General features: G+C 70.9%; 12 protein-coding genes and 1 riboswitch. Of the genes, 9 read left to right on the top strand and 3 right to left on the bottom strand.

Going from position 1 to position 10,590, the window contains the following annotated elements:
• Positions 1-574: ATP-binding cassette domain-containing protein (locus ARC20_RS14195; protein ID WP_152983959.1), on the bottom strand; the 574-nt coding region annotated here is incomplete at its 3' end.
• Positions 575-801: 227 nt separating this feature from the next.
• Between ARC20_RS14195 and ARC20_RS14190 the strand changes: the two genes are divergently transcribed.
• Positions 802-1,296 (top strand): RcnB family protein, encoded by a 495-nt coding sequence (locus ARC20_RS14190; protein ID WP_057648244.1) that lies wholly within the window; start codon positions 802-804, stop codon positions 1,294-1,296.
• Between the two features lie 75 nt (positions 1,297-1,371).
• Here ARC20_RS14190 and ARC20_RS14185 read toward each other — a convergent pair whose 3' ends face one another.
• Together ARC20_RS14185 and ARC20_RS14180 are read right to left on the bottom strand one after the other, a co-directional pair.
• The gene (locus tag ARC20_RS14185; protein WP_057648242.1) at positions 1,372-3,195 is read right to left on the bottom strand and encodes a sensor histidine kinase; all 1,824 of its coding nucleotides are present in this window, start codon (positions 3,193-3,195) and stop codon (positions 1,372-1,374) included.
• The gene (locus tag ARC20_RS14180; protein ID WP_057648251.1) at positions 3,195-3,863 is read right to left on the bottom strand and encodes a response regulator; all 669 of its coding nucleotides are present in this window, start codon (positions 3,861-3,863) and stop codon (positions 3,195-3,197) included. The genes ARC20_RS14185 and ARC20_RS14180 overlap by 1 nt, the downstream gene beginning before the upstream one ends.
• Before the next feature lie 195 nt (positions 3,864-4,058).
• Between ARC20_RS14180 and glyA the strand changes: the two genes are divergently transcribed.
• The 8 genes from glyA (at position 4,059) to nusB (ending at position 10,584) form a co-directional block, all read left to right on the top strand.
• Complete coding sequence (glyA, locus tag ARC20_RS14175; protein ID WP_057648241.1) at positions 4,059-5,312, top strand: serine hydroxymethyltransferase; 1,254 nt, start codon at positions 4,059-4,061, stop codon at positions 5,310-5,312.
• A 4-nt stretch (positions 5,313-5,316) separates the two neighbouring features.
• A complete protein-coding gene (locus ARC20_RS14170; RefSeq protein WP_057648239.1) occupies positions 5,317-5,787 on the top strand; it encodes a hypothetical protein in 471 nt (156 codons plus the stop codon).
• Between the two features lie 9 nt (positions 5,788-5,796).
• Positions 5,797-6,330: a transcriptional regulator NrdR gene (gene nrdR, locus ARC20_RS14165; RefSeq protein WP_057648236.1), complete on the top strand. Its 534-nt coding sequence runs from the start codon at positions 5,797-5,799 to the stop codon at positions 6,328-6,330.
• A 40-nt stretch (positions 6,331-6,370) separates the two neighbouring features.
• Complete coding sequence (gene ribD / locus ARC20_RS14160; RefSeq protein ID WP_057648235.1) at positions 6,371-7,465, top strand: bifunctional diaminohydroxyphosphoribosylaminopyrimidine deaminase/5-amino-6-(5-phosphoribosylamino)uracil reductase RibD; 1,095 nt, start codon at positions 6,371-6,373, stop codon at positions 7,463-7,465.
• 115 nt (positions 7,466-7,580) lie between these two features.
• Positions 7,581-7,728: riboswitch (FMN riboswitch) on the top strand.
• A gap of 131 nt (positions 7,729-7,859) precedes the next feature.
• Positions 7,860-8,462: a riboflavin synthase gene (locus tag ARC20_RS14155; RefSeq protein ID WP_057648233.1), complete on the top strand. Its 603-nt coding sequence runs from the start codon at positions 7,860-7,862 to the stop codon at positions 8,460-8,462.
• Positions 8,459-9,559 carry a 3,4-dihydroxy-2-butanone-4-phosphate synthase gene (gene ribB, locus ARC20_RS14150; RefSeq protein WP_057648231.1) on the top strand — a complete coding sequence of 367 codons (1,101 nt, stop codon included), beginning with the start codon at positions 8,459-8,461 and terminating at the stop codon, positions 9,557-9,559. The genes ARC20_RS14155 and ribB overlap by 4 nt, the downstream gene beginning before the upstream one ends.
• 78 nt (positions 9,560-9,637) lie before the next feature.
• The gene (gene ribH, locus ARC20_RS14145; protein WP_057648229.1) at positions 9,638-10,105 is read left to right on the top strand and encodes a 6,7-dimethyl-8-ribityllumazine synthase; all 468 of its coding nucleotides are present in this window, start codon (positions 9,638-9,640) and stop codon (positions 10,103-10,105) included.
• Positions 10,102-10,584 carry a transcription antitermination factor NusB gene (gene nusB / locus ARC20_RS14140; RefSeq protein ID WP_057648227.1) on the top strand — a complete coding sequence of 161 codons (483 nt, stop codon included), beginning with the start codon at positions 10,102-10,104 and terminating at the stop codon, positions 10,582-10,584. Before ribH ends, nusB begins: the two co-directional genes overlap by 4 nt.
• Positions 10,585-10,590: the final 6 nt, after the last annotated feature.

The raw sequence follows: 10,590 nt of genomic DNA, 5'->3' as shown, positions 1-10,590 counted from the left end.
TCGGTTCGTCGAGCAGCAGCATGTCCGGCTTCTGCAGCAGCAGGCGGCACAGCGCGACGCGGCGCTTCTCGCCGCCGGACAGCTTGCCGATCACCGCGTCCCACGGCGGCAGGCGCAGCGCATCGGCGGCCACGTCCAGCTGGTTTTCCAGCGTGTGGGCATCGCCAGCGGCCAGGATCGCCTCCAGGCGCTCCTGTTCCTTGGCCAGCGCGTCGAAATCGGCGCCTTCCTCGGCATAGGCGGCGTACACCGCTTCCAGCGCGGCCTGTGCCTGCAGCACGTCGCCCACGCCTTCCTCGACCGCTTCGCGTACGGTCTTGTTCGGGTCCAGCTCCGGCTCCTGCGCCAGGTAGCCGACCTTGATGCCGGCCTGCGGACGCGCCTCGCCTTCGAAATCGGTATCCACGCCGGCCATGATCTTCAGCACGGTCGACTTGCCCGCGCCGTTCAGGCCGAGCAGGCCGATCTTCGCGCCGGGGAAGAACGACAGCGAGATGTCCTTGATGATCTGGCGCTTCGGCGGCACGACCTTGCTGACGCCGTTCATGGTGTAGATGTATTGCCCTGACGACATGGAATCTCCGTATGGCTCGTAACGTGCGACCGGCCCGGTCCGGGAGCGGATCGGGCGGCGGCAGGGAAAGGGATGGCGAACAGTATAGCGGGGAACGCCCGCCAGCCCTCCGCGGGCACTGTCCTGCCGCTAGTTAAATGGGGGCGGGCGAAACCGATTCCAGCCAATGCCCGTTCATCTTGTCGCGCCAATATGTCAACAACACCTAGCACAGCCACGGAGCTGCCATGAATACGATTCGTCTTACTGCCTTGGCGTTGACGTCCCTGCTCGCGTTTGGCGCGGTGGCGCCGGCGGCGATGGCCGACGATCACGGCCGCGACCACCGCGGCTGGGACGACCGCGGTCGTGGCCATGACAAGCACCGCGATGATCGTCGCGACGACCGCCACGACTATCGCGAGCGCCGCGAGGCCTACCACGACGGTTATCGCGACGGCCGCCACGACTACCGCGGCCCCACGGTGGTCTATCGCCCGGCGCCGCGCCCGGCCTACTACCGTCCGGCGCCGCCCCCGCCGCGCTACTACGGCTGGGCGCCGGGCCATCGCTACCGCGATTACTACGGCGGCCCGGTGTACGTGGTGAACGACTACGACTACGGCCGCTACCACCTGCGCCGTCCGCCGTATGGCTACCACTGGGTTCGCGACGACGTCGGCAACATGCTGATGGTCGCCGTGGCCACCGGCATCATCGCCGACCTGGTGCTGCACCACTAAGCCGCGGGCCACGCCCGTTGTCCCTTGACCGGCCGCCTCGCGCGGCCGGTCTGCTTTCCGGGGCCCGCGCGCGGGTCAGGCGGCGAAGGAGAACTCCACCAGCGTGCCCTGGCCGGCGCGGGTCTCGATGCGCAGCTCGCCGCCCAGGCGCGCCGCCCGCGCCCGCATGTTGTCCAGGCCCATGCCGTTGCGCGGCGCGTCCGCGGGAGCGGACGCCATGCCCCGGCCGTCGTCCTGTACCTGCACGCGGATGCGATCCTCCGTGCGAATGGCGCGTACGCCGATCCGCCGCGCCCCGCTGTGCCGGAAGGCGTTGGTCAGCGCTTCCTGCAGCAGCCGCAGGATGTCCAGCCCGGTACCGGGCGAAGGCTGCAACGCGTCGAGCGCCTCCACCTCCCAGTGCATTTCCATCCCGCCGGCTTCCAGGCGCTGGCTCCAGCGATGGCGCAGCGGCGCCAGCAGGGCGGGCAGCCCGCCCTCGTGCGGCTGGGCGGTGGTGTCGATGATCAGGCGCAGGTCGTCGCGCATGTCGCGCAGGAGCGTGGCGATCTGCGCCGGCGCGCGCGGCGCGTCCTCGCGCTCCAGCTGGGCGATGGTGCCCAGCAGCGTGCCGCCGAAGCCGTCGTGCAGGTCGCGCACCAGCCCCAGGCGCTCGGCGATGCGGGTGTTCTGCAGCGCGAGCGCGTGTTCGCGCGACAGCGTGTCGGTGAGCTGGGTCGTGGCGCCATGCACCTCGCGGATCAACTCGGCGTTGAAGCCCTCCACCCGGCGCAGCATCTGCGCGTAGTGGTAGGTCAGCACGAAGCCGGTGCCGAGCAGGGTCAGGGGCGCGGTCAGCGACAACAGGTAGGTACGGCTGTCGACCAGGCCGAAAAACACCGCCAGGTCGTGCAGCGATACGGCCATCTGGATGGCGAAGGTGGCCGCCAGCAGGCGGCGGTCGGTGAACGGGCTGCGCAGCGCGTGCACCATGAACAACAGCATGGCCCCGTAGTACACGAGCGTGCCGGCCAGCACCCATGGCGCGCGCTGCGGCCCGAGGTAGCGCGGCGCCACGACCGCCAGCAGCAGCGAGGCGCCGGCCAGGACCAGCAGCAGCGCCTCGGTGCGCGGCCAGCGCCGTTCGCTGAAACGCAGCAGGAACATCGCCAGGCAGGTCGCGCCGCAGACGTACATGGCGATGTTCATCGCCGCCCAGGCGTCGGTGCTGGCGAACGGCCAGGGGCTGGTCGCGACGAAATTCCAGCCATAGACCGCCGAAAACAGCGAGCTCAGCGCGAACCAGCCGTGCATCGCGCGCCGGCTCAACAGCCACAGCATGCCGAACAGGCCGCCCAGCACCAGCCCGACGCAGCGGTTGAACAGCTGCGCGTCATGGCGCAGGAGGAAATCGCGCTGGAACTGCGCCTGCAGCACGTCCGGCGGGCCGACGCGCACCACGTCCATCCCGGGCTGGTAGGCGGCCAGTCCCGAGACGCGGACCAGCAGTTCGTTGCGGCCCTCGCGCAGCAGCGGCGAGGACAGTTCGAAGTAGCGCGGTTGCGTCCAGGCGCGGCTGAGCGGTTCGACCAACTTCGGGTCGCGCTGGATCAGCTGGCCGTTCAAGCGCATCTCGCTGGCCAGGCACACGTAGGGCACGAGCAGCCCGGTCGGCGCGGTGCCGTGCTGCTCCCAGCGCAGCCGGTACCAGACCACGCCGTCATGGCGCGGCCAGCGCGAGGTCCAGTCGTCGGGCAGGCGTACGGGCGTCCAGCCTTCGGCCGGCGGGCTCTGCGCGTCCCAGCCACTGGCCGCGGCCTCGGCGAGGTCGAGGGTGAGGCCCGCGATGGGCTCGGCGCGCGGCGCGCATCCGGCGAGCAGCAGCACCAGCAGCCATCCCGCCAGCGCGCGCACCGCCATCAGTCGAGCAGCCCCTTGGACTGCGCCTCGAACACCGCCGCCGTGCGCGAGCCTACCGCCAGCTTGCGGTAGATGCTCTTGGTGTAGTCCTCGATGGTGAAGCGCGACAGCGTGGTCAGCTCGGCGATCTCGCGATTGCTGTAGCCACGCGCCACCAGCGTCAGGATCTGGTGCTCGCGCTCGGACAGCGGCGAAGGCGGTGGCGCGTGGGCGGGCGGGGCGTCCAGCGCCAGCGTGCGCAGGATGCGACCGGCGATGCTGGGGTCGATCGGCGCGCCACCGCGCTCGATGCTGCGCAGCGCATGGGCCAGTTCCTCATCGTCGCGCTCCTTGAGCAGGTAGCCGAGGGCGCCGGCGCGCAGCGCCTGCAGCGCGATGTCCTCCTGGCCCCACGCCGAGACCACCACGCAGGTGGTGGCCGGATGGCTGGCCTGCCATTCGGCGATCAGCGTCACCCCGCTGCCATCCGGCAGGCCGAGGTCCACCAGGGCCAGCGAGAAGGACTGGCCGGCCACGGCCGCGCGCGCGGCCGCCAGGCTGCCCGCCACGACCGGTGCCGGACCGTCCGGCGAAAGCTGCTGCAGCAGGCGCGCCAGGCGCCCCTGCAAGGCCGGGTCGTCCTCCACCACCAGCGCGGGCGCCAGCGGCACCGGCAAATCCTTGCTCATGACCATTGCTGTCCATTCCCCCACGCGGCCCCGGGCGCCGAACCGCCACCCCTCGCCGGAGACGCCGCATTCTGCCGCAAATCGCCGCGGGCCCGGGTTAAACGCTGCCGCCCTGATTGGTGGCCCGGGCCGCCGGCCCCTTATAATTTCGGCCCCCGACCGCCCTTGGCCGCCCCGGCAGCCCCTGGAGACCCGATGTTCCCGCGCGACGCCCGTATCGAAACCTACGATCCCGAACTGGCCCAGGCCATGGCCGCCGAAGCGGCGCGCCAGGAGGATCACGTCGAGCTGATCGCCAGCGAGAACTACGCCAGCCCGCGCGTCATGGAAGCCCAGGGCAGCGTGCTGACCAACAAGTACGCCGAAGGCTACCCGGGCAAGCGCTATTACGGCGGCTGCGAATTCGTCGACATCGCCGAGCAGCTGGCGATCGACCGCCTCAAGCAGCTGTTCGGCGCCGATTACGCCAACGTGCAGCCGCACAGCGGCTCGCAGGCCAACCAGGCGGTGTACTTCGCGCTGCTCAACCCGGGCGACACCATCCTGGGCATGTCGCTGGCGCACGGCGGCCACCTGACCCACGGTGCCAAGGTCAACGCCTCGGGCAAGCTGTTCAACGCCGTGCAGTACGGCGTCAACGACCAGGGCCTGATCGACTACGACGAAGTCGAGCGCCTGGCGATGGAGCACAAGCCGAAGATGGTCGTGGCCGGTTTCTCGGCCTACTCGCAGAAGATCGACTGGGCGCGCTTCCGCGCCATCGCCGACAAGGTCGGCGCGCTGTTCTTCGTGGACATGGCCCACGTCGCCGGCCTGGTGGCCGCCGGGGTCTACCCGAACCCGCTGCCGCACGCCCACGTGGTCACCTCGACCACCCACAAGACGCTGCGCGGCCCGCGCGGCGGCATCATCCTGGCCCAGGGCGCCAGCGAGGACATGGTCAAGAAGCTGCAGTCGATCGTGTTCCCGGGCATCCAGGGCGGCCCGCTGATGCACGTCATCGCCGCCAAGGCCGTGGCGTTCAAGGAAGCGCTGGAGCCGGAGTTCAAGGCCTACCAGCAGCAGGTGGTCAAGAACGCCCAGGCGATGGCCAAGACGCTCATCGCGCGTGGCTACAAGATCGTTTCCGGCGGCACCGAGAACCACCTGATGCTGGTCGACATGATCGGCAAGGACGTCTCGGGCAAGGACGCGGAAGCGGCGCTGGGCAAGGCCCACATCACCGTCAACAAGAACTCCGTGCCGAACGACCCGCGTTCGCCGTTCGTGACCTCGGGCCTGCGCCTGGGCACCCCGGCGATCACCACGCGCGGCTACCAGGAGGCCGATGCGGCCGAGCTGGCCGGCTGGATCGCCGACGTGCTCGATGCGCCGGCCGACGAGGCGGTCATCGCCCGCGTCCGCGAGGCCGTCACCGCGCAGTGCAAGCGCTTCCCGGTCTACGGCTGATGTGATGGCCACGGCATTCCGCTGGTTCTACGCGCTGGAGGCGCTGGTCATCGGAATGCCGACCCTGTTGTTGGCGGTCGTCACGTTGCCGCTGGGCGTCACGCTCGGGCCGGTCATGCTGGCGGTCGCCTTCGGCAAGCTGTTCACCGGCCAGTTCGATGGCGAGGCGTGGTTCGTGGGCGTGTATGCCTGCGGCGCCTATGCCGGCATGTGGGCCTGGGCGGTGCTGTCGCTGCCCTACCTGCGTGGCCGCCGGCAGGCCTTCCATGCGGCCCGGCCCTGGCGCTGGGCCCTGCTCGGCACCGGCGCGCTGGCCGCGGTGCTGCTGTGGAGCGTGGTGCCCTACAAGAGCTGGTCGCTGCTGTTCGCCGGCCCCGGCATGCTGCTGCCGATGCTGCACCTGGCGCTGGCGCGCCTGCTCGACCGCCCCCCGCAACCGCCCCCTCTGGCCAGCGTGGCCGGCGAATGGCTCTAGAATCCACGGATGCACTGTCCCTTCTGCCAGCACCATGACACCCGAGTGATCGATTCGCGCGTGTCCGAGGATGGCGCCACCATCCGGCGGCGCCGCGAATGCGAAGCCTGTGGCGAGCGTTTCAGCACGCTGGAGACCATCGAGCTGAAGATGCCGGTGGTGATCAAGAGCACCGGCAACCGCGAGGCCTTCGACGCGCGCAAGCTGCGCACCAGTTTCGACCGCGCGCTGCAGAAGCGCCCGGTATCCGAAGAGCAGATCGAGGCGGCGGTGCGCGCGGTGGTGCACCAGCTACGCATGTGCGGCGAGCGCGAAGTGCCGTCGATCCGCATCGGCGAGTTCGTGATGGCCGAGCTGCGCAAGCTCGACCATGTCGGCTACGTGCGTTTTGCCTCGGTCTACCGCAGCTTCGAGGACGTGGCCGATTTCCGCGAGGAGATCGAGAAACTCGAGCGCGACCTGCCGGTGGGCAGCGAGCAGCTGCCGCTGCTGGACCTGGAGCGCGCGGCCGGCCGCGTGCCGGAGAAGACCGGCAAGCGCTGAGGCGGTTGGCCGAACCGGCCACCTGCCCGACAATGCCGGCATGCACGCATTCCGCGCGGTCGATCACCTCCACATGGCCCAGGCCCTGCGCCTGGCCGAACGCGGCGCGTGGACCACGCGGCCGAACCCGATGGTGGGCTGCGTCATCGCGCACGGCGAGGAGGTCGTGGGCCAGGGCTGGCACCAGCGCGCGGGCGGGCCGCATGCGGAAATCTTCGCCTTGCGCGAAGCAGGCGCGCGCGCGCGCGGCGCCACCGCCTACGTCACCCTGGAGCCCTGCGCCCACCATGGCCGCACGCCGCCGTGCGCGCTGGCGCTGATCGACGCCGGGGTGTCGCGGGTGGTCGCCGCGATGCTTGACCCGTTCCCGCAGGTCAACGGCGGCGGCTTCACCCTGCTGCGCGAGGCGGGCATCGAGGTGCAGGACGGCTTGATGGCCGCCCAGGCGCGCGAACTCAACCACGGCTTCCTCTCGCGGATCGAACGCCAGCGTCCGTGGGTACGCCTGAAGTACGGCATGAGCCTGGATGGCCGCACGGCGATGGCCGATGGCGAATCGAAGTGGATCACCGGCCCGGCCGCGCGTGCGGACGTGCAGCGCTGGCGCGCACGCGCCGGGGCGATCCTCACCGGCGCGGGCACCGTGGCGGCCGATGACCCGTCGCTCACCGTGCGCCTGGAAGGCGAGGGCGGCGAGTTCCTGCCGCCGCTGCGCGTGGTGCTTGATGCCCGGCTGCGCACGCTCGGCCGGCCGAAGGTGCGCGAAGGCGAGGCCCCGACGCTGTACCTGCATGCCGCCGATGCGACGCCGCCGGCCACGCCCGGGGTCGAATTCGCGGCCGTCCCCGGCCACGCGGGCCGGCTCGACCTGCCGGCCGTCATGGCCCTGCTGGCGGCGCGCGGCATCAACGAAGTCCAGGTCGAAGCCGGCGCCGGCCTCGGCGGCGCGCTGTGGCGGGCCGGGCTGGTCGACGAGCTGCTGCTCTATCAGGCCCCGCAGCTGCTGGGCGACGCCGCCCGGCCGCTCCTGTCCGGGATAGGCATCGACCACATGGCCGACGCCGTCCACCTGGACCTGCACGACGTACGGCAGGTCGGCCACGACCTGCGCCTGCTGCTGCGCCCCCGGCGCTGAGGGCCGTTGGCCGGCGCTCAAGCCGGCGATGGCCGGATGCAGCATTCCGCGCATGCCACCCGGGCCGCCCCGGGCGGTTTGTTAGAATGCCCGCGCCGGTTCGCCGGCAACCAATGAACGTCTTCAGGGCGGGGTGCGATTCCCCACCGGCGGTAGGTGCCTTGCGGCACGAGCCCGCGAGCGCTCCCGGCCCCGCCGGGAGGTCAGCAGATCCGGTCGGATGCCGGAGCCGACGGTGACAGTCCGGATGAAAGAAGACGGCCAGCGCGCGACCTTCGCCGGGTCGTGCGTGCGCCTGTTTGCCTTGCGGCGTTTTTCGCTCACTACATGCGGGAAACGACATGCACCACGTACAGCTCCACTCCTTGCACGCCCTCCGGCCGGAGGTGCGCTGATGTTCACCGGCATCATCGAAGGCGTCGGCCGCCTGGCCTCGCGCGAGCCGCGCGGCGGCGACGTGCGCTTCAAGTTCGAGACCGGCGACCTGCCGTTCGACAACGTCCAGATGGGCGAGAGCATCGCCGTCAACGGCGTCTGCCTCACCGTCATCGCGTTCGACGACCACAGCTTCGACGCCGACGCCTCCACCGAAACCCTCTCGCTCACCACGCTGGGCGAGCTGGCAGAGGGCGCGGCGCTGAACCTGGAGCGCGCCATGCGCCCGACCGACCGCCTCGGCGGCCATCTGGTCAGCGGCCATGTCGATGGCCTCGGCCGCGTGCTGTCCGTGCACGAGGACGCGCGCGCCCAGCGCTGGCGCTTCGCCGCGCCGGCCGCGCTGCTGAAGTACATCGCCAGGAAGGGCTCGATCTGCGTGGACGGCGTCAGCCTCACCGTCAACGAGGTGGATGGCGAGGGCTTCGAGGTCGCGCTGATCCCGCACACCGTGGCGCACACGCGCTTCGCGCACACCCAGGTGGGCGATGCGGTGAACCTGGAGATCGACCTGGTCGCCCGTTATGTCGAACGCCTGCTCGGCGCGCGGGGGGCGGCATGAACTTCGCCACCGTCCCCGAACTGCTGGAAGAGATCCGCGCCGGCCGCATGGTGGTCATCGTCGACGACGAGGACCGCGAGAACGAAGGCGACCTCATCATGGCCGCCGAGCTGGTCAAGCCGGCCGACATCAACTTCATGGTCACCCACGGCCGTGGCCTGGTGTGCCTGCCGCTGACCCGCGAGCGCGCCGGCCAGCTCGGCCTGGCGCCGATGGTTCGCGCCAACACCGCGCAGTTCCAGACCAACTTCACCGTCTCCATCGAGGCGGCCGAGGGCGTCACCACCGGCATCTCGGCCTATGACCGCGCCCACACCATCCGCACCGCGGTGAAGCCGGACGCGCGCCCGGACGACCTGCACCAGCCCGGCCACATCTTCCCGCTGATCGCCCAGCCCGGCGGCGTGCTGACCCGCGCCGGCCACACCGAGGCCGGCGTGGACCTGGCGATGCTCGCCGGCCTGGAGCCGGCCGGCGTGCTGGTGGAGATCCTCAACCCCGACGGCAGCATGGCGCGGCGCCCGGAGCTGGAAGTGTTCGCGCGCGAGCACGGCCTGAAGATCGGCTCGATCGCCGACCTGATCGCCTACCGCCTGGCCACCGAGCACACCGTCGAGCGCGTGGACGAGCGCGAGATCGACACCGAGTTCGGCCCGTTCCGGCTGGTGACCTACCGCGACCGCATCGCCCACGACCTGCATTTCGCGCTGGTGCGCGGCACGCCGGGCAAGGACGCGCCGACCCTGGTCCGGGTCCAGGTCGAGAACCCGCTGGCCGACCTGCTGCACTGGCGGCGCGACGATTTCGGCGTGGCCTCCTCCGACGCCCTGCGCGCCATCGCTGCCGAAGGGCAGGGCGTGATGGTGGTGCTGTCGGCCCCGCGCGACGAGAACGCCCTGCTGGCGCGCCTGCGCCAGGAGCCGGTCACCCGCCCGGCCGGCAAGGACAAGGACGTCGGCCAATGGCGCCGCAACGGCGCCGGCGCGCAGATCCTGGCCGACCTCGGCCTGGGCCCGCTGCGCGTGCTGGGCAAGCCGCGCCGGCAGATCGGCCTGGCCGGCTACGGCCTGGAAATCGTCGAGACGCTGGAGCCCTGAGCCCGCGTTCACGCATGCGGCGCGGTCCCCGGGGCCGCGCCGCGTTAAACTGACCCACCTTTCGAGCCCCCGCAGCACATGAGCCACTACGAAGGCGACCTCCGCGCCCCCGACAACGCGCGCTTCGCGATCATCGCCAGCCGCTGGAATGCCCGCATCACCGATGCGCTGGTCGCCGGCGCGCGGCAGAGCCTGGCCGGCAACGGCATCGCCGAGGACGCCATCGACGTGGTCCGCGTGCCCGGCGCCTGGGAACTGCCGCTGGTCGCCGCGCGTCTGGCCGCCAGTGGCCGCCATGCGGCGATCATCGCGCTGGGCTGCGTGATCCGCGGCGATACCCGCCATTACGAACACGTCGCCGACCTGTGCGCCGAAGGCCTGATGCGCGTGCAGCTCGACCACCGCCTGCCGGTGCTCAACGGCGTGCTTGCCGTCGAGCGCGTGGAGGATGCCGAGGCGCGTGCCGGCGGCAGCCACGGCAACAAGGGCGAGGAGGCCGCGCTGGCGGCCCTGGAAATGATCAACCTGGTGGAGCAGCTGCCATGAACAAGTCCACCGGCCAGAAGCAGAACGGCCACCGTCCGCCGCGCCGCGATGGCGTCGACCCGGTGCTGCGCTCGCGCGCGCGCCGCCGCGCCCTGCAGGCCATCTATGCCTGGCAGATTTCCGGCGGCTTCGCCAAGCAGGTCATTGCCCAGTTCGCCCACGAGCAGGCCCACGAGATCGCCGACCTGGCGTATTTCGAGGCGCTGGTGGAAGGCGTGCTGGCGCACCGCGCCGAACTGGACGCGGCGCTGGTCGATTACCTCGACCGCACCGTCGAGGAAGTGGACGCCATCGAACGCGCGGTGCTGCGCCTGGCCGCCTACGAGCTGCTGTATCGCCAGGACGTGCCGTACCGCGTGGTGATCAACGAAGCCATCGAAACCGCCAAGCGCTTCGGTTCCGAGCATGGCCACACCTACGTCAACGGCGTGCTGGACCGCGCCGCGCTGGCGTGGCGCAAGGTCGAATCGGGCGGCTGATCCCGC

The sequence above is a fragment of the Stenotrophomonas panacihumi genome, from assembly GCF_001431645.1.
In the GTDB taxonomy this organism is placed as follows: Bacteria; Pseudomonadota; Gammaproteobacteria; order Xanthomonadales; family Xanthomonadaceae; genus Stenotrophomonas_A; species Stenotrophomonas_A panacihumi.
The sequence above is the reverse complement of the archived record's forward strand: the minus strand, read 5'-3'. Positions and strand labels throughout refer to the sequence as shown.

What these genes read in the sequence shown, in the direction of transcription:
- ARC20_RS14170 (WP_057648239.1), top strand. Translation starts at nt 5,317, where the DNA reads ATGGCCACGGCATTCCGCTGGTTCTACGCGCTGGAGGCGCTGGTCATC.
- ribH (WP_057648229.1), top strand. Translation starts at nt 9,638, where the DNA reads ATGAGCCACTACGAAGGCGACCTCCGCGCCCCCGACAACGCGCGCTTC.
- nrdR (WP_057648236.1), top strand. Translation starts at nt 5,797, where the DNA reads ATGCACTGTCCCTTCTGCCAGCACCATGACACCCGAGTGATCGATTCG.
- ARC20_RS14155 (WP_057648233.1), top strand. Translation starts at nt 7,860, where the DNA reads ATGTTCACCGGCATCATCGAAGGCGTCGGCCGCCTGGCCTCGCGCGAG.
- glyA (WP_057648241.1), top strand. Translation starts at nt 4,059, where the DNA reads ATGTTCCCGCGCGACGCCCGTATCGAAACCTACGATCCCGAACTGGCC.
- ribD (WP_057648235.1), top strand. Translation starts at nt 6,371, where the DNA reads ATGCACGCATTCCGCGCGGTCGATCACCTCCACATGGCCCAGGCCCTG.
- ARC20_RS14180 (WP_057648251.1), bottom strand. Translation starts at nt 3,863, where the DNA reads ATGAGCAAGGATTTGCCGGTGCCGCTGGCGCCCGCGCTGGTGGTGGAG.
- ARC20_RS14185 (WP_057648242.1), bottom strand. Translation starts at nt 3,195, where the DNA reads ATGGCGGTGCGCGCGCTGGCGGGATGGCTGCTGGTGCTGCTGCTCGCC.
- ARC20_RS14190 (WP_057648244.1), top strand. Translation starts at nt 802, where the DNA reads ATGAATACGATTCGTCTTACTGCCTTGGCGTTGACGTCCCTGCTCGCG.
- ribB (WP_057648231.1), top strand. Translation starts at nt 8,459, where the DNA reads ATGAACTTCGCCACCGTCCCCGAACTGCTGGAAGAGATCCGCGCCGGC.
- nusB (WP_057648227.1), top strand. Translation starts at nt 10,102, where the DNA reads ATGAACAAGTCCACCGGCCAGAAGCAGAACGGCCACCGTCCGCCGCGC.